The 26,967-nt window shown below is 68.4% G+C and carries 27 protein-coding genes and 2 pseudogenes; 15 read left to right on the top strand and 14 right to left on the bottom strand.

Annotation, left to right across the window (positions count from 1 at the left end; all coding sequences use genetic code 11):
* On the bottom strand, positions 1-429 hold a 429-nt coding region (locus tag Ato02nite_RS30750), incomplete at its 3' end, for a hypothetical protein (RefSeq protein ID WP_213010158.1).
* Positions 430-869: 440 nt separating this feature from the next.
* Complete coding sequence (locus tag Ato02nite_RS30745; protein ID WP_213010157.1) at positions 870-1,358, bottom strand: VOC family protein; 489 nt, start codon at positions 1,356-1,358, stop codon at positions 870-872.
* A gap of 131 nt (positions 1,359-1,489) precedes the next feature.
* On the opposite strand from Ato02nite_RS30745, the gene Ato02nite_RS30740 reads away from it, so the two are divergent.
* Positions 1,490-1,843: a YciI family protein gene (locus Ato02nite_RS30740; protein WP_246607596.1), complete on the top strand. Its 354-nt coding sequence runs from the start codon at positions 1,490-1,492 to the stop codon at positions 1,841-1,843.
* A gap of 47 nt (positions 1,844-1,890) precedes the next feature.
* Positions 1,891-3,114, top strand: coding sequence for an RNA polymerase sigma factor (locus Ato02nite_RS30735; protein WP_213010155.1), 1,224 nt, complete (start codon positions 1,891-1,893; stop codon positions 3,112-3,114).
* Between the two features lie 57 nt (positions 3,115-3,171).
* Here Ato02nite_RS30735 and Ato02nite_RS30730 read toward each other — a convergent pair whose 3' ends face one another.
* Genes Ato02nite_RS30730 through Ato02nite_RS30715 form a run of 4 tightly spaced genes read right to left on the bottom strand, consistent with a single transcriptional unit; the run spans position 3,172 to position 7,399 of the window.
* Complete coding sequence (locus tag Ato02nite_RS30730; protein WP_213010154.1) at positions 3,172-4,365, bottom strand: ABC transporter ATP-binding protein; 1,194 nt, start codon at positions 4,363-4,365, stop codon at positions 3,172-3,174.
* A 6-nt stretch (positions 4,366-4,371) separates the two neighbouring features.
* On the bottom strand, positions 4,372-5,208 hold the full coding sequence (locus Ato02nite_RS30725) for a carbohydrate ABC transporter permease (protein ID WP_281419834.1): 837 nt from the start codon (positions 5,206-5,208) through the stop codon (positions 4,372-4,374).
* Positions 5,205-6,149 (bottom strand): carbohydrate ABC transporter permease, encoded by a 945-nt coding sequence (locus Ato02nite_RS30720; RefSeq protein ID WP_281419832.1) that lies wholly within the window; start codon positions 6,147-6,149, stop codon positions 5,205-5,207. Before Ato02nite_RS30720 ends, Ato02nite_RS30725 begins: the two co-directional genes overlap by 4 nt.
* Positions 6,146-7,399, bottom strand: a complete 1,254-nt coding sequence (locus tag Ato02nite_RS30715) for an ABC transporter substrate-binding protein (RefSeq protein ID WP_213010152.1) — start codon at positions 7,397-7,399, stop codon at positions 6,146-6,148. The genes Ato02nite_RS30720 and Ato02nite_RS30715 overlap by 4 nt, the downstream gene beginning before the upstream one ends.
* A gap of 211 nt (positions 7,400-7,610) precedes the next feature.
* Between Ato02nite_RS30715 and Ato02nite_RS30710 the strand changes: the two genes are divergently transcribed.
* The 7 genes from Ato02nite_RS30710 to Ato02nite_RS30685 all read left to right on the top strand — a co-directional run bounded on the left by Ato02nite_RS30710 (position 7,611) and on the right by Ato02nite_RS30685 (position 13,386).
* Positions 7,611-7,907, top strand: a complete 297-nt coding sequence (locus Ato02nite_RS30710) for a hypothetical protein (protein WP_213010151.1) — start codon at positions 7,611-7,613, stop codon at positions 7,905-7,907.
* A gap of 68 nt (positions 7,908-7,975) precedes the next feature.
* The gene (locus Ato02nite_RS51925) at positions 7,976-8,506 is read left to right on the top strand and encodes a serine hydrolase domain-containing protein (protein ID WP_246607595.1); all 531 of its coding nucleotides are present in this window, start codon (positions 7,976-7,978) and stop codon (positions 8,504-8,506) included.
* Positions 8,440-8,829: a serine hydrolase gene (locus Ato02nite_RS51920; RefSeq protein ID WP_246607601.1), complete on the top strand. Its 390-nt coding sequence runs from the start codon at positions 8,440-8,442 to the stop codon at positions 8,827-8,829. The genes Ato02nite_RS51925 and Ato02nite_RS51920 overlap by 67 nt, the downstream gene beginning before the upstream one ends.
* Before the next feature lie 74 nt (positions 8,830-8,903).
* The gene (locus Ato02nite_RS30700) at positions 8,904-9,557 is read left to right on the top strand and encodes a VanZ family protein (RefSeq protein ID WP_213010150.1); all 654 of its coding nucleotides are present in this window, start codon (positions 8,904-8,906) and stop codon (positions 9,555-9,557) included.
* Positions 9,545-10,213, top strand: a complete 669-nt coding sequence (locus Ato02nite_RS30695; protein WP_213010149.1) for a response regulator transcription factor — start codon at positions 9,545-9,547, stop codon at positions 10,211-10,213. Before Ato02nite_RS30700 ends, Ato02nite_RS30695 begins: the two co-directional genes overlap by 13 nt.
* A gap of 10 nt (positions 10,214-10,223) precedes the next feature.
* Entirely contained in the window at positions 10,224-11,300 is a 1,077-nt protein-coding gene (locus Ato02nite_RS30690; protein ID WP_281419830.1) for a sensor histidine kinase, read from the top strand.
* 307 nt (positions 11,301-11,607) lie between these two features.
* Positions 11,608-13,386: a serine/threonine-protein kinase gene (locus Ato02nite_RS30685; protein ID WP_213010147.1), complete on the top strand. Its 1,779-nt coding sequence runs from the start codon at positions 11,608-11,610 to the stop codon at positions 13,384-13,386.
* A gap of 812 nt (positions 13,387-14,198) precedes the next feature.
* Here Ato02nite_RS30685 and Ato02nite_RS30680 read toward each other — a convergent pair.
* Positions 14,199-14,798 (bottom strand): hypothetical protein, encoded by a 600-nt coding sequence (locus Ato02nite_RS30680; protein ID WP_213010146.1) that lies wholly within the window; start codon positions 14,796-14,798, stop codon positions 14,199-14,201.
* An 86-nt stretch (positions 14,799-14,884) separates the two neighbouring features.
* Complete coding sequence (locus Ato02nite_RS30675; protein WP_246607592.1) at positions 14,885-15,631, bottom strand: hypothetical protein; 747 nt, start codon at positions 15,629-15,631, stop codon at positions 14,885-14,887.
* Between the two features lie 83 nt (positions 15,632-15,714).
* Between Ato02nite_RS30675 and Ato02nite_RS30670 the strand changes: the two genes are divergently transcribed.
* The 5 genes from Ato02nite_RS30670 to Ato02nite_RS30650 all read left to right on the top strand — a co-directional run bounded on the left by Ato02nite_RS30670 (position 15,715) and on the right by Ato02nite_RS30650 (position 20,347).
* On the top strand, positions 15,715-16,797 hold the full coding sequence (locus Ato02nite_RS30670; protein WP_213010145.1) for a sensor histidine kinase: 1,083 nt from the start codon (positions 15,715-15,717) through the stop codon (positions 16,795-16,797).
* Positions 16,794-17,459: a response regulator gene (locus tag Ato02nite_RS30665; protein ID WP_213010144.1), complete on the top strand. Its 666-nt coding sequence runs from the start codon at positions 16,794-16,796 to the stop codon at positions 17,457-17,459. The genes Ato02nite_RS30670 and Ato02nite_RS30665 overlap by 4 nt, the downstream gene beginning before the upstream one ends.
* Positions 17,460-17,525: 66 nt before the next feature.
* On the top strand, positions 17,526-18,989 hold the full coding sequence (locus Ato02nite_RS30660; RefSeq protein ID WP_213010143.1) for an AF_0692 family protein: 1,464 nt from the start codon (positions 17,526-17,528) through the stop codon (positions 18,987-18,989).
* Between the two features lie 288 nt (positions 18,990-19,277).
* Positions 19,278-19,499 carry a hypothetical protein gene (locus Ato02nite_RS30655; protein ID WP_213010142.1) on the top strand — a complete coding sequence of 74 codons (222 nt, stop codon included), beginning with the start codon at positions 19,278-19,280 and terminating at the stop codon, positions 19,497-19,499.
* 236 nt (positions 19,500-19,735) lie between these two features.
* Positions 19,736-20,347 carry a DUF1963 domain-containing protein gene (locus tag Ato02nite_RS30650; RefSeq protein ID WP_246607598.1) on the top strand — a complete coding sequence of 204 codons (612 nt, stop codon included), beginning with the start codon at positions 19,736-19,738 and terminating at the stop codon, positions 20,345-20,347.
* A gap of 77 nt (positions 20,348-20,424) precedes the next feature.
* On the opposite strand, the gene Ato02nite_RS30645 is transcribed toward Ato02nite_RS30650, so the two are convergent.
* The 4 genes and pseudogenes from Ato02nite_RS30645 to Ato02nite_RS30630 all read right to left on the bottom strand — a co-directional run bounded on the left by Ato02nite_RS30645 (position 20,425) and on the right by Ato02nite_RS30630 (position 24,167).
* Positions 20,425-20,886 carry an SRPBCC family protein gene (locus Ato02nite_RS30645; RefSeq protein WP_213010160.1) on the bottom strand — a complete coding sequence of 154 codons (462 nt, stop codon included), beginning with the start codon at positions 20,884-20,886 and terminating at the stop codon, positions 20,425-20,427.
* A gap of 101 nt (positions 20,887-20,987) precedes the next feature.
* Positions 20,988-21,413 carry a hypothetical protein gene (locus tag Ato02nite_RS30640; RefSeq protein WP_213010140.1) on the bottom strand — a complete coding sequence of 142 codons (426 nt, stop codon included), beginning with the start codon at positions 21,411-21,413 and terminating at the stop codon, positions 20,988-20,990.
* Between the two features lie 870 nt (positions 21,414-22,283).
* Positions 22,284-22,785, bottom strand: a pseudogene (locus Ato02nite_RS30635) (AAA family ATPase); the annotation flags it as partial.
* Positions 22,786-22,952: 167 nt separating this feature from the next.
* Positions 22,953-24,167: pseudogene (locus tag Ato02nite_RS30630) on the bottom strand (IS3 family transposase).
* 322 nt (positions 24,168-24,489) lie between these two features.
* On the opposite strand from Ato02nite_RS30630, the gene Ato02nite_RS30625 reads away from it, so the two are divergent.
* Complete coding sequence (locus tag Ato02nite_RS30625; RefSeq protein ID WP_213010139.1) at positions 24,490-24,951, top strand: hypothetical protein; 462 nt, start codon at positions 24,490-24,492, stop codon at positions 24,949-24,951.
* Positions 24,952-25,129: 178 nt separating this feature from the next.
* On the opposite strand, the gene Ato02nite_RS30620 is transcribed toward Ato02nite_RS30625, so the two are convergent.
* Both Ato02nite_RS30620 and Ato02nite_RS30615 read right to left on the bottom strand, forming a co-directional pair.
* On the bottom strand, positions 25,130-26,218 hold the full coding sequence (locus Ato02nite_RS30620; protein WP_213010138.1) for a tetratricopeptide repeat protein: 1,089 nt from the start codon (positions 26,216-26,218) through the stop codon (positions 25,130-25,132).
* A gap of 484 nt (positions 26,219-26,702) precedes the next feature.
* Positions 26,703-26,864, bottom strand: a complete 162-nt coding sequence (locus tag Ato02nite_RS30615; protein WP_213010137.1) for a hypothetical protein — start codon at positions 26,862-26,864, stop codon at positions 26,703-26,705.
* Positions 26,865-26,967 lie beyond the last annotated feature (103 nt).

The raw sequence follows: 26,967 nt of genomic DNA, 5'->3' as shown, positions 1-26,967 counted from the left end.
CCGCGAGAGAATGTGTTCATGCGGCAGCTGGAGTTCTTTAGCAGGTCTGAGGTTGCCGCTATGCGTGACCCGACGAAAGCGCGTAATTATTCGCCGTCGAAAGCAGAATTTCGTCGTGACCATGAGCGGCGCCGGCGTTGGGGGCTCAAACGGCGGTACGGGTGGAAGGGGTGCCGGTCGCACGGCTGTTCCCGCGCCTGCGGGGAACTGGGCCTGCATGACGCCACCGACAGCGTTCCGCCGCTGATCTGGCCGGAGGGAGCCACGAGCGTGCGGCCCGAACCCGCAGCCCCACCAGCGCCCGAGGTCCTGGTCGAGATCTGCGCGCAGGCCGGCCCCGCAGATCACGCCGCCGACACCGCCGTCGCGGCCGACACCGCCGTCCAAGCCGACATCGGGCAGGCGGAATCGGGCGAACGACGAAGCCATCCACCGATCCAGCTCGGGCGCCCACCCGCAGTTGCCCGCGTCCGGCAACCGTCACCGACCACACCCGGCCCAATGTCCCCGCACTACCGGCGCGGTCCGGTAACCCGCCGACTGGGCGCGGCCGGCGTCGGTTCGCCGCATGTTCGATATACGCACCGTTTCACCAGGAATCACCTCGGATCGCCGACCGTGACGCACGTGGATTCGACCAGTAGAACCACCACGAGAATTCATGGGCCACCGACCTCGAACGGAGTTCGGGTCGCGCCTCGGGCGTCGCAACCGCGGCGAACTCGAAGCCGCGCCGGGCCTCGCCGGCCCAACATCCGCAGGGCTTCTCCGCCGCCTGCGTCACCGGGGCTCTCATCCACCAAATGGCAGGCAGGGGCGCGCCCGACCTCCTACCGGCCGGCGAAGTGATAGGTACCGTGAGCAGCTGATCAGCCGGTGAGGGGGTGATCGGTCAGTTCTCGGTCCAGGGTCTCCTGGGCGTCGCGCATCGCCTCGGCGTAGTGGGGCTCGGCCAGCCGGCGCATTCCCTCCTCGGGTGGCACGTCCTCGACGATCGCGCTGATCCACCAGATGTTGCCGAACGGGTCGCGCACGCGGCCGCCTCGCTGGCCGAAGGCGTGGGTGGCCGGGGTGGTCACCACGCGGGCGCCGGCGGCGACCGCGCGTTCGATGGTGGCGTCGGCGTCGCTCACGAAGATTCGCAGCAGCGACGGCATGGCCGGCCAATCTGGGCGGCGGTCGAAGGCGAGCAGGACGGTGTCGCCCACCTGGATCTCGGCGTGCCCGATCGTGCCGTCCTCGAGCGGCACCCGGCCTCGCTCCACGCCGTCGAACACGGTGGCGATGAAGTCCAGCAACTGACCGGTGTCGGGGGTGACGATCCACGGTGCGACCGTGGTGTAGCCGGTGTTCTCCATGCCTCGACGCTAGGACTCATTGCGGTCAGATTTGGTCCGGTGAAGAGAAGTTGTCGATTTCGTGGGGTGTCGCTGGTCGGGTAGGTGGGTGCGGCCGACCGGCGGCCGCCCGGCAGCGGAGGATGGACGACATGGCTGACGAGGCGCTGACCAAATACGCGGTGCTGATCTTCGAGCGGGACGGGAACGACATGCCGCCCGAGGTGATCGCGGAGCACGAGCGGCTGCCGCAGCGGGTGAAGGAGCAGGGTGGGCGGATCACCGCGGGGCTGGCGTTGCAGGGCAACGAGACGGCCACCGTGATCCGCGGGGACCTGGTCACCGACGGGCCGTTCCTGGAGACCAAGGAGGTGCTGGCCGGGATCTTCGTCCTGGAGGCGCGGGACCTCGACCACGCGCTCGCGCTGGCCCGGATGACCCCGATCATCAACGGTGGCGTCGAGGTGCGGCCGCTCATCGACTTCGCGGTCGTGGAGGAGGACTGAACGCGGACGAGGCGGTCGCCGGCGCGCACCGGGCCGAATGGGCTCAGGTGCTCGCCGCGACCGTACGCGTCACCCGCGATCTGGACCTGGCCGAGGAAGCCGTGCAGGACGCCTATGTGCAGGCACTGCGCACGTGGCGTGCGCGAGGCGTTCCGGCGCGGCCGGGTGCGTGGCTGACCACGGCGGCCCGGCGGAACGCGCTGACCGCCCGACAGCGGCAGCGCACCCTGGCCGCCAAGCTGCCACTGCTGATCATCCCGGCGGAAGCAGAACCCGCGGAAGCAGAACCGGCGCAAGCAGGACCGGCGGGAACAGCACCGGAAGAAGCGGACGACCGGCTGCGGCTGGTATTCACCTGCTGCCACCCGGCGCTGTCGATCGATGCGCAGGTGGCACTGACTCTGCGGCTGATCTGCGGGATGGCCACCCCGGAGGTGGCCCGGGCGCTGCTGGTGTCCGAGTCCACGATGGCGGCCCGGATAACCCGGGCCAAGAAGAAGATCTCAATAGCCCGGATTCCGTACGCCGTACCGCAGCGGGCCGAACTGCCGGGGCGGGTGGGTGCCGTGCTGATGGTGATCTACCTGCTCTACACGGCAGGACACACGGCGGCACACACCGCGGGCGCGGGTGATCGGTTGACGCGGGACGACCTCAGTGACCGGGCGCTCGACCTGGCCCGGATGCTGCGGTTGCTGCTGCCGGCCGAGACCGAGGTGGCCGGTCTGCTCGCCCTGCTGCTGGTGCACCATGCCCGGCGCGCGGGACGGACCGACGCGGACGGGCGGCTCCGGCTGCTCGAGGATCAGGATCGGGACGGCTGGGACCGTACGCTCATCGCCGAGGCCGACCGGCTGATCACCGCAAGTCTCACCGCCGCGCCCCCCGGCCGTTTCACCCTGCAGGCGGCGATAGCCGCGCTGCATGCGCAGGCACCCACCTACGCCGCGACCGACTGGCCGCAGATCCGGCTGCTCTACGACCGGCTGCTGGAGATCTGGCCGTCGCCGGTGGTGGCGCTCAACCGGGCCGTGGCGGTGTCCATGTCGGACGGGCCGGCCGCGGCGCTCGTGCTGGTGGAACGCCTGGAGCGGGACGGGCGGCTGGCGGCGTACCCGTATCTGCCGACCACCAAGGCCGACCTGCTCCGCCGCCTGGACCGCCCGGCGGCGAGCGCCGCGGCCTATGCCGCAGCGCTCGCCCTGACCGAGAACGCCGCCGAGCGGGAGTTCCTGGCGGCGCGAATAGCCGCCCTGCGCCCGGAGGTGTGATCCGGCCTGCGCCCGGAGGCGTGAGCCGGCCCGCGCCCGGACGCGTGAGCCGGTCTCTCAGACCTCGGCCTTCTCGTCGGTGAGGGTGATGTTGCGGCCGTCGCTGGGGTCGAACAGGTGGATCTTGTCGAGGTTCATCCAGACCTTCGCGTCGGCGCCGTCGCGTACGCGGGACTCGGCCGACAGGCGGGTGACCAGGCTGTCCTGCGGGGGCAGGTCGGCACCGCCGGCGTCGGCGGCCAGGTCCTCCAGGTCGGCGGAGGACGCGTGTTCGCCCTCGACGGTGAAGTAGACATACTTGTCGGAGCCCATCGATTCGACCAGGTCGACGGGCGCCGTGAACTCGTACCCTTTGGCTCGCTGGTGGTCCTCCACCAGCGAGGCGTCCTCGAAATGCTCCGGGCGGATGCCGAGGATGAGCTGACGCGGAGCGTCGGCGCCGGACAGCGCCGCCCGGGTGCGGCCGCCGATCGGCAGGTCGCCCAGCGCGGTCCGCAGTTTGTCCTCCTCGACGGTGGCGGCCAGGAAGTTCATCGCGGGTGAGCCGATGAACCCGGCCACGAACAGGTTGACCGGCCGGTCGTAGAGGGTCTGCGGGTCGCCGACCTGCTGGATGTAGCCGCCCCGCATGACCACCACCCGGTCGCCCAGGGTCATCGCCTCGGTCTGGTCGTGGGTGACGTAGACCGTGGTGGTGCCGAGCTGTTTCTGCAGGCGGGAGACCTGGGTGCGCATCTGGACGCGCAGTTTGGCGTCGAGGTTGGACAGCGGCTCGTCCATCAGGAAGGCCTTGGGGCTGCGGACGATCGCCCGGCCCATCGCGACCCGCTGGCGCTGGCCGCCGGAGAGGTTGGCCGGCTTGCGGTCGAGGTAGTCGGTGAGCTCGAGAACGCGGGCGGCTTCACCAACCTTCTCGTCGATAACCTTTTTGTCCAATTTGGCCAACCGCAGCGGGAAGGCCATGTTCTCCCGCACGGTCATGTTGGGATACAGGGCGTAGGACTGGAACACCATCGCGATGTCCCGGTCCTTGGGTGCCTTATCGTTGACCCGCTCCCCCGCGATCCGCAGCTCGCCGGAGCTGATGTCCTCCAGGCCGGCGATCATGTTGAGGGTGGTCGACTTCCCGCAGCCGGACGGGCCGACCAGGATGATGAACTCCCCGTCGGCGATCTCCAGGTCGATGTCGTGCACGGCCACGGTGCCGTCCGGGTATTTCTTGCTCACCTTGTCGAGAACGATGTCAGCCATCGATACCTAACCCTTCACGGCGCCGGACGTGAGGCCCGCGACGATGCGCCTCTGGAAGAACAGCACGAACAGGATGATCGGAATCGTGATCACCACGGCGGCCGCGGAGATCGCGCCGGTGGGGTCCTCGAACTGGGACGCACCGGTGAAGAACGACAGCGCGACCGGGACCGTGCGGGACCGCTCGGTCGAGGTCAGCGAGATGGCGAACAGGAAGTCGTTCCAGCAGAAGATGAAGACCAGGATCGCGGTGGTGAAGACCCCGGGCGCCGCGAGCGGCGCGATCACCTTGCGGAACGCCTCGCCCTGGCTGGCGCCGTCCATCTTGGCGGCCTTCTCCAGATCCCAGGGGATCTGCTTGAAGAACGCCGACAGCGTGTAGATCGCCAGAGGCAGGGCGAACGTGATGTACGGGAGGATCAGTCCCGGCCAGGTGTCGAACAGGCCGGTGTTGCGCTCGATGTTGAACAGCGGCGACACCAGCGACACCTGCGGGAACATCGCGATCAGCAGGGAAACCCCGACGAGGGCCTTCTTGCCGGGAAAATCAAGGCGACTGATCGCGTACGCGGCCATGGTGCCCAGCAACACCGCGATCAGCGTCGAGATGAGAGCGATGCCGATCGAGTTGATCAATGCCCGTACGAATTGGTCGGTCTGAAAGATCAGTTTGTAGTTGTCCCACGTCCAGTCGCGTGGGATGAAGTTTCCGTCGGTGAGGGTCGGCGTCGTCTTGAACGACAACGAGACGATCCAGAGCACCGGGACCAGGGCGAAGACGACGACGATGGCGTCGAGCAGGCCCCACTTGACCTTGTCGGATGTGGTGGTGGCGGCCATCAGCGCCTCTCTCCGTCGTCGCTACCGGGCGCTGCCGTGCCGAACAGCTTCACGAAGATGAACGCGATGATCGCCACGGTGAGGAAGATGAGCACCGACATGGTCGAGCCGATGCCGAGGTTCAGGCCCTTCATCAGGTTGTTATAGGCGATCATCGACACCGACGACGTCTCGTTGGCACCGGCCGAGAGCACGTAGATGTTGTCGAAGATCCGGAACGCGTCGAGCGTGCGGAACAGCAGGGCGACCAGGATGGCCGGCTTCATCACCGGCAGCATCACTTTGGTGAACCGCTGCCACCAGCTGGCGCCGTCCATCGAAGCGGCCTTGAGCAGGTCGTCCGGCACCAGGGCCAGGCCGGCCATCAGCAGCAGGGCCATGAACGGGGTGGTCTTCCAGATCTCGGCGAAGATGATGATCGCGAGAGCGCTGGCCCGTTCGGTGAGCGGAGCGCCGTCCGGGGACACCAGGTTGGCCAGGTAACCGGTGCCGGGGGTCCACGCGTACCGCCAGGAGAAGGCGGCGACGACCGTGACGATGCCGTACGGAATGAGCGCACTCGTTCGCACCAGGCCGCGGCCGACCAGGGTTTTGTGCATGATCAGGGCGAGGCCCATGCCCAGGATGAGCTCCACCGTCACCGAGATGACCGTGATCAGCGCGGTCACCCCGAACGCCGTCCACCAGTAGTTGTTCGACAACACGGTCACATAGTTGGTGAGACCGATGAACTCCCGGTCTTCCGGAAATTTCAGGTCATAGCGTTGGAGCGACAGCCATACCGAGTAGATGATCGGGTAGGCGGTCACCGCGACCATCACGATCGCGGCCGGTGCGCAGAGCAGCCAGCCCAGCTTGCGCTCCTGCTTCTTGCCCTCGCTGAGCGCGACCTTCTTCTTCGGAGTCCGCTGCGCGGGGATCCGCACCTTCTCCTGGACGCTCACGGGAGGACCCCCTTCGAGTCGATCGCGGCCTGGATGGATTCGCGCAGCGAGTCCGCGGTCTTCTGCGGCTCCACCGACGCGGGCGGCGACAGCTCGGCGGCCACCACGGTGGAGAGGTTCTGGTACGCCGGGGTGCGCGGCCGCGGCGCCGACGTCTTCAGCTCGTCCAGCAGGACGTCCTTCATCGGGTACGCCTTGTCCATCGACGGGTCGTTGTAGACCGACTCGATCGACGGCGCCTGCCCCGAGTTCACCGCGAGATACAGCTGACTTTCCGGCCCACGCAGACACTTGATCGCGTCAAAGGCCAGGTCCGGATGCTTGCTGTACGAGCTGACGGCCTGCTCGGAGCCGCCGATCGTGGTGCGGCTCGGTGTGCTCGCGTCGATCGCCGGGTACCGTGCCCAGCCGACCTTGGCCGCCATGTCCGGCGCGTCCTCGCTCATCGACGCCCATACGTACGGCCAGTTCAGCTCGAACGCACCGCCGCCGTCCTGGAACGCGCGCCGCACGTCGTCCTCGACCGCGTTGGAGAACGACGGGTCGGTCACGCCGGCCGTCGCGAAGTTCTTCAGCACCTCCAGGGCCTTGACCGTGCCGTCGTCCATCACGGCCTTCTCGCCGGCGTCGTCGACCACGTGCCCGCCGGCGCTGGCCACCAGGCTGTTGAAGAACACCACGAGGCCCTCGTACTGGGCGCCCATGGTCATCACCTGGTACGGCTTGCCCTGCGACTTGAGCTGCTGGGACATCTGGATCATCTCGTCCCAGGTCTTGGGTGGGGTGGGTACGAGGTCCTTGCGGTACCAGAGCAACTGGACGTTGGTGTTGTTCGGCGCCGCGTACAGCTTGTCCTCGTATTTCGCGGAATCCACCGCGGCGGCCAGGGTCTGGCCCTCCACCTCGCTCTTCAGGTCGCCGGTGATCTCCCGGATCCAGTTCGCGCTGGCGAACTCCTGGGTCCAGGTGACGTCCATGCCGAGGATGTCCATGCTGTCGTCCTTGGCGGCGAGCCGGCGGACCATCTGGACCCGCTGGTCGTCCGCCGTGCGCGGCAGCGTCTGGTACGAGATCTTGTACTTGCCGGCCGCCTGCTGATTGCAGCGGTCGACAACGGTCTGCAGGTTCTGGACGGGTGAGTTGTAGAAGGTGAGGACGGGCACGCCCTCGTCATCGGATCCGCAGGCCGCCAGCGGGGCGGCCAGAATGAGTGCGGCAGCGGCCGCAACGACCCTTCCAGGTGTCGTCATTGACCCTCCATCAGCCGGAGTGATCTCCATCACTTCGACGGCCAGTGGTCTTCCTGCCCCACCCGGTAAGGAAACAAACCAGAAATGCATCCTCTCTCCGGAGACCGGTCGTCACCCCGTCGCGGCCGGTACGTTCTTCGAAGTGAAGGGCGTTTAGCGACGCTTCCCGCATGGGTATCCGCGTCGCGCCGTCACATCCAGAGGGGGAAGAATGGCAGAGCCGCAGGTCACGCTCGATCCGAACACCTTGAACCCGGTCGAGGACAAGCTGCGCGGGCCACTCGAGGAACAACTCACGTCGGCCCTGCGGGCCGCCACCGAGAAGACCAAGCAGTCGTACGCCGGTGAAAGCGTCGAGACGGTCACCGAAAACCTGCTGGAGCGTACGAAGTCGGGCCTGCACCACGACATCGCCGACGGCTTCCACCCGGATCCCACCCAGCTGCGCCACGTCGCCGAGTCGATCGTCGCCGAGGCCGACACCCGGGATCTCCCCCGCCCCCACTGAGCGGTGTATCGCCGGCGTATCGGAAAACGCATACGCCGCCACAACCGTCATCCGTCTTCAGTGGACGGATGAACTCGAATACGGAATTGCGGATCGGGCGCCGGCGGCTGCTCAGCCTGGGTGGGCTGGCGGTCGCCGGCGCGCCGCTCGCCCGGGCCGGGCACGACACGCCGCCACCGGCCACCCGGCCCGGCGGAGACTACGACCGGTATGTGGCCGGGCTGGCCGCCGCCGGGAAGTTCTCGGGTGTGGTGCTGCTGTCGCATCGGGGGCGAACGGTGCTGTCCCGCAGCTACGGCCTGGCCGACGAGGAGCGGGGCATCCGGAACCACGAGGGAACCGCGTTCAGCCTCAGCTCGGCGGGCAAGCCGTTCCACGCGGTGGCCATCCTGCAGCTGGCTCAGCAGGGCCGGCTGCAACTGTCCGACCCGGTGGGCCGGCACCTGACCGGCTTCTCCGCCGACATCGCCGAGCGGGTGACCATTCACCACCTGCTCTCCGGCACCTCCGGGCTGAGACTCCGCCGGAGGAGGTGCACCGCGTCTTCCGGAGCCGGGACGAGGTGCACGCGTACTACCAGCGGCGCGGGCGGCAGGTGAAACTCGTGGGCGTGCCGGGCACGCCGACCACCACCCACGCGGAGGGCGAGGTCACCATCCCGGCGCTGATCGTGGAGGCCGTGACCGGGCAGACGTACTGGGACTACGTCGAGGAGAACATCTTCCGGCGGTGCGGCATGACCGGGGCGGGGTTCTTCACCCGGCCGCGGTGGCTCACCGATCCGCACCTCGCGCACCCGTACATGACGGTGGCCGGCGGCGGTCACGTGGACGCCGTCCGGCACCTCGACCAGGGCAGCCCGTACCCGTACATCCTCGGCAAGAACCCCGGCGCCGCGCCCGAGGACGGGGCCGGGGGCTGACCCGATCCGGTGTATCGCCGGCGTATCGAAAATCCCATACGCCGTCGCAACGGCGTTCCGGCTTCGATAGGGGCATGAAGCGACTGCGCGGGATCGTGCTCCTGAGTCTGGCGATCCTCGCCGTGGCGGCCGCCGGGTTCGCCGTGCGGCGGCCACTGGCGATGTCCGTTCCGGCGTGCCTGGCCGGGCGGTGGCACGGCTGCTACGACACCGAGAACGGCGTGGTGCTCATGACGCTGGCCGGCATTCCCCTCGCCGTACTCGTGGCCTGGGTCTTGATGCTCGTCCGGCGCGCCGCCGGCGTTCCGCGGGCCTGGCCGACGTCGCTGGCCGAGGTGGGCATGGTCTACGGGACCGTGCCGTGGCTGTGGCTGACCCTGATGCCCGGCCCGGGGGCCGGCGTCGTCCCCGGGCGGGTGAGCCTGATCCCGCTGCGCGACCTGATCGTCATGGGGCCGATCGGGATCGGCGGAAACCTGCTGGTCTTCGCGGCGCTGGGGTTCTTCGCCCCGATGCGGTTCGCGGCGCTGGCCTCCGTGCCGCGGATCCTGGCGCTCGGGGCCGGCTGTTCGATCCTGGTCGAGACCGCGCAGTACGTCTTCCAGCTGGACCGGGTCTCGTCGGTGGATGACGTGCTGGTCAACGCGGCCGGCGCGGTCCTGGCCGGGCTGGCGTCGCGCCGCTGGTGGCGCACCGCCGACCATAGAGTTCCGGTATGCGCGTACTGATCGTGGAGGACGAGCCCTACCTGGCCGAGGCCGTCCGGGACGGGCTGCGGCTGGAGGCGATCGCCGCCGACATCGCCGGCGACGGCGACACCGCCCTGGAGCTGCTCGGGGTCAACTCCTACGACCTCGCGGTCCTGGACCGGGACATCCCCGGCCCGTCCGGCGACGAGGTCGCCCGGCGCATCGTCGCCTCCGGCAGCGGCATCCCGATCCTCATGCTCACCGCGGCCGACCGGATCGACGACAAGGCCTCCGGTTTCGAGCTCGGCGCCGACGATTACCTCACCAAACCGTTCGAGCTGCGGGAACTCGTGCTGCGGCTGCGGGCGCTCGATCGCCGGCGCGGGCACGCCCGGCCCCCGGTGCGGGAGATAGCCGGGCTGCGGCTCGACCCGTTCCGCCGGGAGGTCTTCCGCGACGAACGCTACGTCGCGCTCACCCGCAAACAGTTCGCCGTGCTGGAGGTGCTGGTCGCCGCCGAGGGCGGCGTCGTCAGCGCCGAGGAGCTGCTGGAACGGGCCTGGGACGAGAACGCCGATCCGCTGACCAACGCCGTACGCATCACGGTCTCGGCCTTGCGGAAACGCCTCGGCGAGCCCTGGATCATCACCACGGTGCCCGGCGTCGGCTACCGGATCGAGGCCGACCGTGGATAGGGCACCCGGGATGAGCGTCCGCCTCAAACTCACCCTCAGCTACGCCGGGTTCCTCATGGTCGCCGGAACCCTCCTGCTCGCCGTGGTGTGGGTGTTCCTCCTGCGGTACGTGCCCGACCAAGCGATGCTCATCGTTCCCGGCCGCAACGAGCTCACCGGGGTCTTCCCGGTCCGCTCCCGACTCCTGGAGGTCTTCGTCCCGCGGGCCGCCGCGGCGCTGGCGTTCCTGCTGGCGTTCGGCCTGGTCGGGGGATGGATCCTGGCCGGCCGGATGCTCGCCCCGCTGTCCCGGATCACCGGCGCCGCCCGCGCGGCCGTGGCCGGATCGCTCGCCCACCGCATCCGGCTCTCCGGCCGGGCGGACGAGTTCCGCGAACTGGCCGACGACTTCGACGCCATGCTCGCGCGGCTCGAGGCCCACATCGCCGAACAGCAGCGGTTCGCCGCCAACGCCTCGCACGAGCTGCGCACTCCCCTGACGATCTCGCGGACCCTGCTCGACGTGGCCCGCAAGGACCCCACCCTGGACCGGGACGAGCTCATCGAACGCCTGCACGCCGTCAACACCCGGGCGATCGACCTCACCGAGACCCTGCTGCTGCTCAGCCGCGGCGACCGGGTCATCCGCCACCGCGTCGACCTCTCACTCATCGCCGAGGAGGCCGCCGAGACTCTGCTGCCGCTCGCCGAGCAGCGCCGGATCACCCTCGACGTCACCGGCGGGGCGGCCCCGGCCGGCGGCTCGGCCGAACTGCTGCTGCGGATGATGACCAACCTCGTGCAGAACGCGATCGTCCACAATCTCCCGGACGGCGGTACCGTCACCGTCCACACCGAGACCGACGGCGACACGAGCGTCCTGCGGGTCGAGAACACCGGCCGCCGGCTTCCGCTCGACCTGGTGCCGGCCCTCACCGAACCGTTCCGGCGCGGCACCGACCGGGTGCGCACCGACGAGCACGCCGGTGTCGGCCTCGGACTGACCATCGTGCAGAGCATCGTCCGCGCGCACGACGGCGCCCTCGCGCTCGTCCCGCGCCCGGCCGGCGGTCTTCTGGTCACGGTCCGGCTCCCCGCCCGGCCGTAGCATGGCGTGTATCACATAGCGCCGGTCCGCATACGCGAAAATCGCTCACTCTGCGTATTCGTCCACAAAGACCTGCGGGTACCGACGAGTAACCTTCAATTTTCCGGCGCCCCGTCTGTCAAGTGCGCAAGTGCGACATGACTCCGCCACGGCCACTCTCGGGCCGGTCGGAAAAATGTCACCTACGGTGACCTCCCCCGGTGACAATCGATGAGTATGATCCCTTCTTCGAGCGGCTCGCGGGCGTCCTGATCCGCAGGGCGATGACGGTACGGATCTGCAGAACCAGAAAACGGGAGCGCTCCACATGGCCAGTAGGCCTCTGAGGCCCGGGGACCCGCGGCGGCTCGGCGACTACCAACTGCTCGCCCGGCTCGGCGAAGGAGGCATGGGCACCGTCTTCCTCGGCCGCGATCAGGACGGCGGGCACGTGGCGGTGAAGGCCATCAAACCCGAGTACGCCGGGGACGAAGAATTCCGGGCCCGATTCCGCAGCGAGGTCAACCGCGCCCGCGAGGTGCCGTCGTTCTGCACCGCCGCGGTGCTGGCCGCCGACCCCGACAGCGAGACCCCCTACCTGGTGGTGGAGTACGTCGACGGCCCGAGCCTGCAGGAGATGGTCCACGAGCGCGGGCCGATGTCACCGGGCGACCTGCACAGCGTCGCGGTCGGCGTCGCGGCCGCCCTCACCGCCATCCACGGCGCCGGCGTCATCCACCGCGACCTCAAGCCGGCCAACGTGCTGCTCTCGCTGGGCCTGCCCAAGGTGATCGACTTCGGCATCGCCCGCGCACTCGAGGGCACCACCCAGCACACCCGGCCCGGCCGGTTCGTGGGCACCGTCGACTACATGGCCCCGGAACGGCTCGACTCCAGCCTCGGCCTGGTCACCCCCGCGGCCGACATCTTCGCCTGGGGCGCGGTGATCGCCTTCGCCGGCACCGGGCACATCCCGTTCCAGGGCGACACCCCGATGGCGACCGCCGCCCAGATCCTCACCAAGCCACCCGACCTGCACGGCCTGCCCGCGTCGCTGACCGAGCTGGTCGCGCACGCCCTGGAGAAGGACCCTCGCGACCGGCCCACCGCGAACGAGGTGCTGCAGCGGCTGCTCCTGGTGGAGACACCCAAGCTGCTCACGGTGGACACGCCGAGCCCGATCTCGGTGGATACGCCGGCGCCACCGGACCCGCGCGTGCGCCGGGACAACGGCCGCTTCGACGCCCGCGACCTGCTGGAACAGATCATCGCCGAGAACCCGGCGGCCTCGCCGTACGCAGTGGCGCCGATATCCCGCTCGGCGGAACGCCGGCTGGGCCGAGCCCGACGCCCGAGCACCACGCACACCCGCCGCCCGAACACGGCGGCGCGCGCCCGTACCCGCACCGGCACGACGCGGCGGCTCATCTACGCGGTAGTCGCCCTGTTGCTGGCGTCGGTGGCCGGGGCAACCCTGGCCTACGCCCGCAACATCGGCGACGAGCCGTCGACGGCGGCCACCACCGAACTCCAGCCGCAGTCCACTCCGGCCTCGGCATCGGTAAAACTGGCCGGCCCGTCATTCTCGGATCCACTGCGCCAACCGGGCCGCTTCCAGGAGAGCTCCAACGAGGCCGGCCGCTGCACGTTCCGCAACGCCCGCCTGCACGCCCAGGTAGCCCGGCGTTCGACCTACCAGTGCCAGGGCCCGGCCGACGAGTTCTCCGGCGACCAGTCGATCACCGTAAACCTGGCCCTGGTGGGCAACGGCGCCTGCGCCATGATCTGGTTCCGCCACCGCGACACCCGCGGCTACCAGCTGACAGCGTGCGCCGAGGTACTGGAACTGGAAGAACTGAACGGCGCGGTGCTGACCTCGATCGGCCGGACCTCCGCGGTGGCCCTGACCCCAGGCTCCCCCCACGACCTGTCCATCGTGATCACCGGCGGCCACGCCACCATCTCGGTAGACGACCGCCCAGCAGTCCAGGCCGCGGTAGCCGACCCAAACCTGGCCGCCGGCCGAATCCAGCTAGGCGTAACAAACACCGACAAAACCGAGACAGCCGAGGTCTCCTTCGCCAACCTCGACGTCCGAGCCGGCTGAAACGAGCCGTCTCGGTGCCAGAACCGGGTTCAGCGTTGTCTTTCTCCGCGTCGGTGGTCCTCGTGTTCTCGTAGCGATTCTTCTGGTTGATTCCACCTGCGTCACGGCGGCCGTTCCCGATTGAATCCTCATGAAACGGCGCGTATTCCTCCCCCGCAGCGACCCGAGAATGGCCACGCCCGGTCGGCGGTGACATGCCGGACGGCGCTGCCGATGCCGAGGCACCGGGCCAGGCCCTGCCGGCGGCGGTCGCCGGTGCCCGGCAGCTCGGGCCGGCCGGTGGCTTCGCTGCTCGCTCAGTTCTGCCGGCCCAGCGTCGGCCCGGGCGGCGGTGCCGGTTTCCTGGTCTTCGGGATCGGCCGGCACACAAGCCTCGACCAGGCACTCAGGCACCGGCGGGGCCTTGGGTTCAGTTCGACCGGCTGGCCGCACGCACGTGGCCCCTTCCGGCCAGATCAGCGGCGGAACACTCTCGACGTCCTCATGCAGACCAAGCTCCCCGCAGGTGGAGGGACAGCCCCTCGACCGACACATCTTCCACCCGTGGCGCCGCTTGAGACCCCCACGCCGACGCCGCTCATGATCGCGACGAAACTCCAGTTCCCCGGCCAATAATTCCGTGCTCTCGTCGGGTCACGCATAGCGGCAACCTCAGACCTGCTAAAGAACTCCAGTTGCCGCATAAACAGATTGTCTCGCGGTCGGCAGAGCACACGCCAACAGACGATCATTAGATTCTAGAGAGGCCGGTAACCAAATCTAATGGCACCGAGGCGGAGCGACAGATAGCCGCATACGGCTGAGACGGGGTTTTATCCGACCTCGGTGCACTGCTTGTCCTGGTCGCTCAGGGCGAGCAGGACCACCTGCACCCTGGCGTCCTTCGGGCCACCGCCACCGCCGACATGAAAGATGAAGACGTAGTCGGCCTTCGGGTTGCCCGGCACCGGGGCGGCCAGGTAGCCGGTCGCCTGTTCCTGCTGCTCCGGCGTGCCCTCGGCGTCCTTCAGCTTCGGGTAGGCCTTCGCCACGTCCGCGACGGTCGCGCCCGCGCCGATGCCCTCCGGCGTCTTCACCGCGGCGGCCGCCGTGATGACGGCCAGGCCGTGGTCGCGGGCGAAGTGGATGTCGGCGCCGCCGGCCGCGTACACGTGGCATTTCTCGGTCTTGTCGGCCGCCAGGTCGGCCGGGACCCGCACCTGGTCGGTGGCGTTGGCGTCGGCCACGCTCATCCCCAGCGTCAGCTTGCCGATGCCGTTCGGGCCGAGCACGACGTTGTCGCCGAGGCTCATCGCCATGGCGGCCTGGTGATATTTCTGCGCGTCCTGAGTGTCCCGAACCAGGTGGAAACCGGCGAACGCCAGCACAACGACAAGGCCGGCCTGCACCAGCCGAACAACTACGGTCCGCATCGACCCCCACCTAAGCCCCAAGGTGCGAGCAGCGTAACCAGCAGGAGATCCGTTGGATACCCACGAGTAGCTTGAAGTTTCGGGCGTCAGCTGACCGGGTGGATGCAGCAGTCTGCGCAGATCTTGGGACGGGGCAGGGTGAAGGCCAGGCAACAGGTCCGACGCCGTACGCTCAGCCTGCCGTTCGGTCCTGGCATCAGGTCGATCAGGTCGTCGATCTCCAGGGCGCGCAGGACCGGGCCGACCGACGAACCCTGCACGCGTAGCAACGGATAGACGATCCCGGAGGCCAGCGAGCCGAGCAGCACCCGCCGCCCGATCCGGACCGCGCCGTGCATCGCCGCCAGCAGCGGATAGAGGTGCTGGTCGAGCAGTGATCGGCGCAGCGCCGCGAGCAGTTCGTCCTCGCCGGCCACCACCACGACGCCCGGCCGTGCGCCCTCGGCCAGCGGATCGCCGGCCAGCACCGCCACCTCGATGTCCGGCCGCAGACCGATCGTCACCAGCGATTTCGGGTCGTCGAAGTGCACCAGCACGTCGTCCGCCGTGAGCAGCGGCACCCGGCGCGCCGCCGCAAAACCCAGAACAGCCGGAAGAGCCAACCAATATGTGTACGCCTTCCAGGCGAGCGAAGCGGCAGCGTGTGGCTGTGCCCGCCACCGTTGTGCCGCCCGCTCCAGCAGCACCGGAAGCAGGTCGTCCGCGAGCCGGGCGGCCGGCGTCCACCCGTGGAGGTCGGGCACGAGCAGGCCCGGCGCCACACCGGGCAGGTCGACGGTGCCGAACACCGAGCGGATGGCGGCGAGAACGGGAGCGAGGGGATGCTCGGTCAAAATGACGATCCCCCTTTCCGGTCTCAGCTGAACGATGCCCGCTGCGACCCGGGCCCAACCCCGGAGGCGTACCGTACGGCCATATGAGCGACGGCTACCGCGCGCGCGTCCCGCAGCGGCTGCGGGTCGTGTTCGTGATCGTGTCCGTCGGTGTGTCCGTGCCGGTTCTGGCCTTCGACTCCACGCCGCTGGAACGCTCGCTCGCGGTGGTGCTGATCGGCATCCAGGCGGCGGCCCTGTGGTGGCTCGACGCCCGGCCGTGGCTGGGCACGGTCTCGGTTCTGGCGGTCAGCGCCGGCCTGCAGTGGCTGTCCCCGGGGTTCGGGCCGGGCATCGCCTTCGTGGTGCTGTGCACCTACGCCTGGATGCGGCCGGCCCGGGAGAGCCTGTGGATGCTGGCGCCGGCCGCGATCGCGGTGTGCGGGCCGCCGGTCGCCCGCGGCCGCTGGGATCTGGCCGGGCTATGGCTGGCCGCGGTGCTGCTCGCCTGGAGCTGGGGCGCGCTGGCCCGGGCCCGGGGCGAACGCCGCCAGGCCGAACGCCGCCAGGCCGTCCTGGAGGAGCGCGCCCGGATCGCCCGGGAACTGCACGATGTCCTCTCCCACACGGTGTCGGTGATGGTGGTGCAGGCCGCCGCGGCGGACGACGTCTTCGACGCGAACCCGCAGCAGGCCCGCGAGGCGTTGCGGCGCACCGAGCAGGCGGGCCGGGAGGCCCTCGCCGAGCTGCGCTGGTTCCTGCGGTCGGTGCGCGACGAGGGCGACGATCCGGGGCCGCAGCCCACGCTGGCCGATGTGGACCGGCTGGCCGGCACGATGGGCGAGTCGGGCTTGCCGGTGACGGTCCGCCGGGAGGGCGACGGCGCGGTGCCGCTCGGGGTGCAGCTCGGCGCCTACCGCATCGTCCAGGAGGCGCTGACCAACACGTTGCGGCACGCGGGCGCCTCCCGCGCGGAGGTCCTGCTGCGCGTCGACGAGGCGGAGGTCTTCGTGCGGATTCGCGACAACGGCGGCGGCGCCGCCGCCAACGGCAAGGGCGGCGGCGGGCACGGACTGACCGGCATGCGGGAACGGGCCGAGCTGCTCGGTGGCACGCTGCTGGCCGAGCCGGGTACGGACGGCGGCTTTGAGGTCAGCGCCCACCTCCCGCTGCGGGCCGCCGGATGACGATCAAGGTGCTCATCGCGGACGACCAGGTGCTGGTCCGGTCCGGGTTCCGGATGATCCTGGAGGCGCGCGACGACCTCGAGGTGGTGGGCGAGGCGGGCGACGGCGACCAGGCGGTCCGGCTGGCCGAGCAGACCCGGCCCGACGTGGTGCTGATGGACGTGCGGATGCCCGGCACCGACGGCGTCACCGCCACCGCCCGGCTGACCGCGGCGGCCGACCCGCCGCGGGTGATCATCCTGACCACGTACGACCTGGAGGAACCGCTCTACGCCGCCCTGCGCGCCGGAGCCAGCGGTTTCCTGCTCAAGGATGTGCGGCCGGCCGACCTGGTCGAGGCGATCCGGGTGGTCGCCCGCGGCGACGCCCTGCTCGCCCCCACCGCGACCCGCCGCCTGCTGGACCGTTTCGTCGCCACCGACGTGACCCCCGCCGCCCCCACGGGCAGTCTCGGCCAGCTCACCGACCGGGAACGGGAGGTGCTGACCCTGCTGGCCCGCGGCGCCTCCAACGCGGAGATCGCGGCCCGGCTGGTGGTGACCGAGGCGACCGTGAAGACGCACGTCTCGGCGATCCTGCGCAAACTCGAGGTGCGAGACCGGGTGCAGGCGGTCGTACTCGCCTACGACCTGGGTCTGGTCCGGCCCCGACCCTCGTCCTGAAGTCGTAGACCAAAGACCCGCCCCCGGCCGGAGGCGCCCCGGGCCACAAATTCCTACGGTCAACCCATGACCACTCCGCCACAGCGGCGAGCCATCCGGCTGGTCGTGATCCTGCTCGTCGCGAGCCTCACCGCAAGCGTCACCTTCGCCCTGCTGACCTGGCTGTTCCGGCACGACGTGCTCGCCTACCAGCAGGCCCGCGACCCGGCCGCCGACCCCGATGCGCTGGCCGCGACCCTGTGGACCCGGCCGATCCCGATCCTGGCGGTCGCGGTCCTCTACTTCTGGGTGGCCCGCCGGCTGCTGGCCGGTGCGGCGAGCGCCTACCGTCGCGTACGCATCGTCTCGGTCCTGGGTTTGATCGCCGTGGCCTGGTTGTTGTTCTCGGCCGCTTACCCGCCGTGGTTGCGCGGCGTGCAGGCGGTCCAACTGGTGCTGCTGGCCGCCCTGGTCGCCGCGGTGAACCGCCCCTTGGTCCGGTCAGCGTTCCCCGCCGTCCCCGACCTGCGTCCCCGCAACCGGCGGGCCGCGCTCCTGCTGGCCGTGCTGGCCCCGTTCGTGGCCGAGGTCAGCCTAGGCACCGTCCCGCTGCGGATGGCATGGGTGATGCCGATCTACATCCCGATCTACGGCGCCGGCGCCCTGTTCATCCGCGAGATCGTCCGCCGCACCGGCGGCGGCGTGGCCAACCTGCTCCTGCTGGGCGTCGCCTACGGCCTGGTCGAGGAGGGCCTGGCGCTGCAGAGCCTGACCAGCCCGCACCTGTACGGCGCGGCCGAGTGGGCGCCGCGCCTGTTCGGCTTCAACACGGCCTACACCGAGCTGAACCTCGCCTACCACGCCGTCTTCAGCGTGACGATCCCCATCCTCCTGGTCGAGTTGCTCTTCCCCCGCCACGGCACCACCCCCTACCTGCGCCGCGGCGGCCTGATCGCCACCGGAGTGCTGGCCCTGCTGGGCGCCGCGCTGCTCCGCGTAACGGTCCCGCCCGCCGAGGACCCCGGCTACACCATGCCCACCACCGCGATCCTGCTGGTGGCCGCGGCGGCTGCGGCCGTCACGGTCATCGGGCTGCGCATTCGCGTACGCCGGGAAAGCCGCCCCGTGGCACCGCCGCACGCACCGCTCCTGGCCGTCACGACCGGCGTGGCCGTGTTCGGTTTCCTGGCCTTCGTCTACCCGTTGGGCGACGCCCGGCAGCCACTGTGGACCCACGGCGCGTGGGTGTTCCTGCCGATGTCCGGCGCCGCCGCGATAGCCGTGGCCGCGTGGTGGGCGTTGCGGCACTGGAGCGCCTCGCCCGCCTGGACGCCCCGGCACGTGCTGGCGGCCTGCGCGGGCGCCCTGACCGCCCACACCCTCTTCGGCCTGACCGCCAACGCCGACAGCACCCCCGACCGCCTGTTCCTGCTGGCCATCGCCCTGCTGACAGCGGCCGGCGCCACCCTGCTGATCCGCCGACAAGACCCGATCCCGCCACCGCCCATCGAAGCCGACCGACCACCCTTGCCGTCCGCCTCACCGCGCTAGCCACACAGCCCGCATGGTCAGCGCCAGCTAAGCGGTTCATCTCTCACATTCACCGCTGGCTGGCCCGAGGACCAGACGCAGACCCATACCGCCGCCACCTGCCTTCGACCATGTCATCGGAACAGATCTGGAACTACCCCTCCGGAAAGGCGGCAGTGACCGGCCCTACCGAGCTGCCAACCGAGGTCGAACCCGTGCGCAGGCCCCCGGGCCGATACCGGTGCAGGACCCTCACCGTGGGCGCATTGACGTTGCCATGATCCGAAATCTGAGAGGGCGGGTCTGGTCGTGACCACCGGAACATCAGGCCGCGACGACATCGTGGCGCGCGCGAAGTCGGATTTCGCCTTCCTCGAACAGGCGGCCGCCCGGCCCGCTGAGGTCGAGGATGACGCCTGGCGCACGGTGCTGGCCTACACGCTCGGAACGATCACTATCGAGGTTGAGCTCGACTGGCGGGAACGGATCAGCAAGCTCGAGAACCGTTTCGACGAACTGTTCCCCGACTGATCATCGTGGCATGAGCGCCGTCACACGCTGGAGTGCAGACCTCGGGTGATCGCCAGACGCGTAGCCAACCACTCGGACGTCACCACACATCCCCACATGATCGATCGGAAGTCCGACGACCCGCTATGTCAGGAGCGAAAGAACGCGCCCGGCAGCCGCGCGCGGACAGCGGCAGATCAGTGCACCCGATCTTGTTCGTGGGTATTGCCGGATACCCTGCTCGCGTGGTGAAGCTGATGACCTACTCCGGTCCTGCGGCTGCTGATGCCCCTGGGACCCGTACGGGCGGAATGCCGTACGCGCCGAGCGACTTCGAATGGCCTCGGTGTCGGGAGTGCGAAGGCCCCATGCAGTTCCTGGCGCAGGTAAGCATGGCTGACGTCGAACTGGGCGGCGTTGGCTTGTTCTCGGCCTTCATGTGCCAGAACGATCCTGGTCTGTGCGACGAGTGGGATCCGCGGGCTGGCGGCAATCGAGCATTCATCTTCCTTGCTGACGTCACCGGCACCCTTCCTCCGCCCGGCGATGGCGTCACGCTGCTCGACGAGACCTGCGCCGTCGATTTTGAGCAGGTCGATGTCGAGGATTATCTCGACGCCCCGGAGCAATGGTGCGAACGAAGCGGCCGGTCAGCACGGGAAGTGCTCGGCCAGATCGGCGGCCGTCCCGCGTGGCTGCAGAACGATGAGACCCCTAGCTGCGACATCTGTGCGCATCGGATGACGTTCGTCGTACAGCTCGAGGAAGGACACGACCACCGCACCTCGATGAACTTCGGGGGCGGCGGATGCGGCTACGGTTTCCGCTGCCACACATGCGCGACAGCCGCTTTCCTTTGGCAGCGCTGACGGGTTGTCAGACCGAGGACGCCACGACTGGCGCACCGCCGCGCACTTCGCGGCAGATCAATGCACCAGCCTGACGCTCATCGCCTGCGGTCGACGTTCTCGGCCAGGCGCTTGATGTGGATGGCGCGCTGCCTCAGCAGCCGACTCAGGTAAGGAGCGAGCAGTAGCCTGGTCACCATCGCGCCCAATGGTCCGAGGGGCGCGTGGATGCTCATGCGATCGGTCATCCGCGTACCTCCGTCCCCCAGATCCTCGAAGTGGTGTTCATGGCGCAACGCCCGGAAGGGGCCGCGGACCTGTTCGTCGACAAAGTGGTACGGAGGTTCATAGGCGCTGATTCGACTGGTCATCTGCCAGTTCAAGCCCAGATGACGAGCATGAAAGGTGACCTCGTCGCCGAGGGCGAGCTGGCGGCGGCCGGTGCTTGTCGTTGCCGTCTCCTGGCTACCAGGCAAAGAACCGGCGTGAACGTCCATGTCGAGTTCCAGGTCGAACACCCTGGGCGGAGCCGCATCGATGAGAGATACGACTTCGATCATCGTTGCCACATGGACAGCTTAAAGCCGTCGGTCTCTCGGGGTCGTGGCCGCGGTGGCGCGCCGTCGCGCGTCAACAGCGGCGGATCCGGACGTCTTCAGTGTCAGTGCGTGGGTCCGGTCCCGGCGATGGCCGCGAGGGCGGTGAGGTAACGATCGGAAATGTAGACCTTGGTGATTCGGCGAAGCTGGTAGCCGCGTGGCCGCTTGCGCCATGTGGCGTTCGGACGAACTTCGTGCAGCCACAGCCACCGTTTGGTGAGCTCGTCGACGACACCTATCCACACCATCTGCGAGTGGAACCGTCTTTCCTGCTCGATGGCGAGCAGTGGCGAGATCGCGCTCATGGCCCTAAGCAGACCCGCGGTCGTGTCCAGGTCGAGGTCCGCTGGGGTTGTCGGCGGCCACTCGGGCTGAGTCCGGGCGAAGCGCTCCTGGAACGAGGAGTCCTTCTCGACCTTCACCACATCCTTGACGCGGACGGCGACCAAGCCCTCGAAGAAGCCTCCATCACCGGTGTGCGCGATCAACGCCCACTTGGAGCCAACAGCGACGACGACGCCGTCGACTCGGTCAGCGTTGCGCGGAGACCGTTGATTCGCACGAGAGCTTGGGACTCGGCTGCACGACGGAGCCGGTCAGCCTTGCTCACCCGCGATGACGCCATGCCGCGGATCCTCGCACGGCGACGCCCATCTCCACCTCGAAATACGTGAGCCCTTGCCTGCACACGTCGCGGCATGAGCGGATGTTCAGGCGAGGTGCTCAATGAGGTCGTCACTGCTGACCACGGGGCAACCGGACAGATCGCCCAAGGACCGTTCGCTGGTGTTCGGTCAATGGGGTGACGAAACGGCTACAGCTACCCCGGCTGAGCGGCATGCCTCGGCAACTTCGCGGACTTGCCTAGGCTGAGCGAGTCCGTCGAGAGAACGGCGAGGCCATTTCTTCGCGCCGCGCGAGACGCCACGCCTCTGGATCTGTCGACCAATCACCCGCCCGACGCGCGTTTGCGTCGAGGCCGCCAGAAGGTCGACCTTCGCGTCGACCTCCTTATCCTTGGCGGAGTCCAGCGTCACCGGCGGGCAAGATCCACGAGTGGCGTCGGTTTCACGAGTATTTCGGCGCGCATCGTCGGCAACGTTGCGTGCCGAGTTTGCCATCCGCCTACGGTACTTTCTCGGCTTCGTTCACAAGCTGCACCGGGATCAAGGTTTCGCCGGCCCGCACGGCTGCGTCGAGGCGGAGCCCGCCGCATACGGCGAAGAAGTGCGGGTTTTGGTGGAGGACCACAATCTCGCCGTCGCTCTCGGTGGACGACGTCTGCCGTACCCGATGGGGGTCGAGAAAACAGGCCGGTGCCGCTGCACATTCGATGATGCGAGTAACGATGTCAGCAGGGCTGGCACTGGTCGTGTCGCAGATCAGGTCGTAGTTCTGCAACCGGGTCTTGTCGGCCCCATAACGGGTGAGGAACCGCTGCCGCTCACTCTCGCTGCGCGCCGCCAACTGCGTGCACGCATCCTCGATGCTGGTGTACTGCTCAACTGGACCGCCTGGGCGGCCCAGGACCCGCCGGGCCGCCACCAGAGGGTCGGTGACCAGGTGGACCTTGTACGCGCCGCGGAAGAAGTGCCAGGCCAGGCGGCTGTCGACGACCAGCGGTTCGCCCGAGGCGGCGATGTCGTGCTGGAGCTGGTCGATGTGGTGGTCGATTTTGTCGTCGAGTTCAGCGTGCAGGTTGAATTGGAGCGCGGTCATGCCGTGCTCGGCCGCCATCTGCCGGTAGAGGTCGCCGATACTGACCCGGCGCACTCCCAGCCGTTCGGCCAGCGCGACCGACACTGTTGTCTTGCCACTGCCGAGGTCGCCGTTGAGGACGACCGTCCGTGGACCGGTCATCGATCGACTGTACGTGCTCAGCACCGCCGCCAAACCCTCGGCCGATCGCGCCGACAGATCCCTTCAGAACAACGTGCGCCAGGAAACCAACATCGCATATCGACGTGGTTAGTGCGACCATCGGCCTATGCCGGACGGGGCTTGCCCCCGGATCTTGGACACGGGGTCTATGCGGCCTGGGCCAGCGTAGCTGGCGTAGTGCGGATGCTGTTCTCGTAGGCGTTCGGTGATCGTTGTCCGAGCCGGGAATGGCGCCGGATCGAGTTGTAGCGGTGCAGCCAGCGGAAGCTGCTCAGGCGGGCTTCGCGTTCGTCGCTGAACGCCCGGCGGCCTTGCAGGGTCTCGCGTTGAAGGTCGCGTTGAACGACTCCGCCAGGGCGTTGTCGGCGGAACTGCCGACCTTGCTCATCGATTGCCGGACCCCAGCCGCTGCGCAGACGGCCGCGAACGCCTTCGAGGTGTATTGGGCTCCGTGATCGCTGTGGAAGATGGCCCCGTCGAGGCTGCCCCGGGTCCGTTCGGCGGCGGCGAGGGCGTCCACGACGAGTTCGGTGCGCATGTGATCGGCGATCGCCCACCCGGCCAACCGTCGTGAGTGCAGGTCGATAACCGTTGCAGGTAAAGGATCCGCGTTCCCCGACCGGCAGATACGTGATGTCACCGACGTAACGCTGATTCACCTGAGGGGCGGTGAAGTCCCGGCCGATCAGGTCCGGTGCCTTGGCCGCCGCCGGGTCCGCGATCGTGGTCTGCACCCGCCGGCGTAGCCGCAATCCTTGGATGCGGTAGCGGCGCATCACCCGGGCCACTTTCTTGCGGTTGACCCGCATGCCGGTGTCGTGCAGTTCGGCAGTGATCCGCGGGGCCCCGTAGGTGCCGTCATGAGCGGTGCGGACCGCCTCGATCCGGGCGGCCAGCGCCGCGTCCGCCGTGTCACGGGCGGCCCGCGACGTCGCGGTGGCTTTCCAGTAGTAGAAGCTGGACCGGGCGATGTTGAGGATCTGGCACAACTGCTTCACGCCGTAGCGTGTCTGGTGGTCGGCGACGAACCGGGGAGCGGTTCACCAGCGCGTCTCCCCGGCGAAATACCGGGCCGCCTTCCGCAGGATGTCGCGTTCTTCCTGCAGCTCACGGACCCGCCGGCGCAACTCGGTGTTCTCCTGCTCGACCGTGCCGGCCGCCGGCTCACCCCGCGACCGGGACCGCCCGCGCCGACCGGGGACGCCGCCACGACGCTCGTCATCCAGGCGGACCCAGCTGCGTAGTGTCTCCCGGTTGATGCCCAGGTCACCAGCGATCGACGCGATCGTCGCACCCGGCCGAGACCGGTACAACGCGACCGCGTCGGCCTTGAACTGCGCGGGATAGTGCTTGTTCGCCATCTTGCTTCAGGACTCCTGATCTACCCGGAACCTCACGATCCCAGGTTCAAGTGTCCAAGATCAGGGGGCAAGACCCGACCGTTAGAACGCGTGGCCGTGCGTCGCTGTGGCTCGTTGAGGTGTTGGTTCGTACGCGGCCCGGATCAAGAGAGGATGGTGGTGGCGGCCGTTCGGAGCCGCTCGTCGGATTCGAAGATGTGCCAACCGCCGAAGTAGGACAGGCGGCGTGGGTTGTCCAGGACGGCGCGGGCGATCGGGTACGCGGGTTCGGCCGCGCGGACGGACAGCGGCAGAAGAGGACGTCGAGTGAGATGATCGACTTGTGCTAATCCGCGAAACAGAGGTGGTTCTGGCGTCGGTGCTTGACGATGCCGCGATGGACTCGAATGCGGTTGCTGCCACCGATGTCCGGCATGTCGTTGAGGCTTTCCGGCGATTTGCCGAGCTTCCGGTCGAGGATGCAAGACCACCTGACGAAGACGGTGACGGAGTCCTCGCCCAGTTCGGGACATATGAGTTCCGTGGTCAGCGAGAATTCTCGGCTAGCCTCACGCGGCAGCTCGTCGAGCGCGGCGGCGAGGACGCGCCGATGTGGCAACTGAGCTGCACGCTCTATTGGCCTACCAACACTGCGACCGAGAACCTGGCGTCCGGACACCTATGGTCCTTCGGCAAGGACATCGACAGGTTCTTCGACGAAGCTGTTGCCCTTCCCGGATGGGCATGGGCACTGGGCGGCACGCACGCACCCGGGGATGTCGTGATCATGCTCGACCAGATCTGAGCTCCAGATTGATCGAGTCGTAGCACGTCGCGCAATCATCGAGGTCGAACTTCGCCCGACGGTCAGGTCGGCCACGTGCGCGATCGGCGGCATGACAGTGAGCCGCTAACCGAGCATGGTGAATGCAGCCTCGGCCGACGTAGCTGTCATGTCGCGCAGTGATGCCACCCGCCGGGTTTTACTTCTCCTCGTCGTCGGCGGGCGCAGGGTATTGCCTTTTTATCTCGAAGGCAGCGTCAAGATTTCCTTCAATGAGGCGCTGCGACATCAAGTAATAGCGGAGCATCAGGAAGTCGTGGTGATCCGGACCGAGCACATCGCGGAAGCGATGGAGAAGGCGTTCGGCGAATGTGATGGTCTCCGGAGTGGCGGAGCCGTACAGCCCTTTCCATGTATGTATCAGCTCCAGCTGCGTGTGAAGGGTCCGAGGATGGTCCGGACCGAGTAGCCGGACGTGTTCCGCGACGAGTTCCTCGAAGAGCCGCTCGGCGGCGCCTCGGGATACCCAGTCATTGACATATGTGAGGTGTTGCTCCCGGGCGATTACGGTGTCCGGATGTACTGGCCCCAGGTCGCGGATGCGGGCGGCGGCAACTCGCTCCCATCCGGCGATCAGCCGCTCCGCCAGCCGTTGTGCTTCATCACCGCGGTCGTCTCGGTACGCCGCCACCAGACGCCTCATCGTTTCCAAGGTTTGCGGGTCATCAGACCCGAGGCGCTGCTCCTGCTCGGCCAGCACGTCCTCCAAGCCCTGCACGACCTGCGCTTTCAGGGCCGAACGCTCCGGTTCCGGGCTGAAAAAGGACAGCTGCGACCGGGCTTTCAGCGTCATCGGGTGAGCGTGCCCTAACGTTCGGGCCGACACGTCGGCGATGGACCGGAACTCGGTCACCAACTCGTCCTGTCCGGGTAACCCCTCCTGGACCGCCTGGCGGAGGCGCAGCGCGGTGAGGTCGTACCGGATGGTGAGCGTGTCGAGATGATCCGGCCCGAGCGTGCGGATGCGGCTGTCGACTGCCTTGGCCAACTCGGCCGTCGCCAGTGCTTCCAACTCACGGTCGTCGGAGTCCTCCGAGTTTTCGTAAGCCTCGAAGGACCTTCCCAGATTTTCGTAAGCTTCGGCGAGATGGAGCCGGCTGTCGACCGTCCTTGGATCGTCGGCGCCGAATTGCTGCTGCCGCGCGGCGACGGTGTCTTCCCACTCACGTACGGCGGCCAACGACTCCGGATGTTCCGGCATGCGAAATCGTCCGTCGAAGTCGAGCATGCCCGGATGGTACTCAAACCGATCAAACCTTGGTGGCATCGTCTGAGGCGTCCAACGACGCGCCGACGTCGGCGACCACAGAGCGGTCCGTAGAAGACCATGGGCTGCAGCCCAGGCGTAACAATTCGGCGCGACCTAATGCATGCTCATTGGCAAATGAGTTAATCGATCATGCTTTCCCGTCAGTTCCGGCATCACGCACCGTGGTCGTACTCGCATCGGTCGATCCGAGCACTGGACCTGGTTAAGAGGCCGAACGGAGCGTGTGTACGGCTCACGGTCGGCAGTCTTGATCGTCGTGTTCGGCGACGCCGAACGAATGTTCATATGGTGCCCTGCGCACCACCGCCCCTGTGCACCACCGCCCTGCGGCATCGGATCCCGGGCGGCCGTCTCGGCGGCCCCGGCCCGGCTTCTCCTGGATTGCGCGGCCGCGGTGGCCTGGTCTCAAGACGCCGATGCCGCCGACGGCGGGACCGGAGCGTCACACCATCCCGCGCACGAATGGTTGCACCGTCCAGTGCGCGGCGGCGGCCGCCGGCACCGGGCCGAGGGCAAGCAGCCATTCATCGCCGAGCGTGCCGATGACGAGGTCGCCGAACCCGCCACACCAGCGGAACTGCTCGTCCGGCTCATCCCGACGCACGGTGGGCCGCAGCCAAGGAGCGCGGCGGGGCCCAGCCACGGAGCCCGGTGGGGCCCAGCCACGGAGCGCGTGGCGGCGCGCGTCGCGGCGCGCGTCGCGGCGC

Origin of the sequence: Paractinoplanes toevensis (assembly GCF_018332695.1) — a bacterium.
Lineage (GTDB): Bacteria > Actinomycetota > Actinomycetes > Mycobacteriales > Micromonosporaceae > Actinoplanes > Actinoplanes toevensis.
The sequence above is the reverse complement of the archived record's forward strand: the minus strand, read 5'-3'. Positions and strand labels throughout refer to the sequence as shown.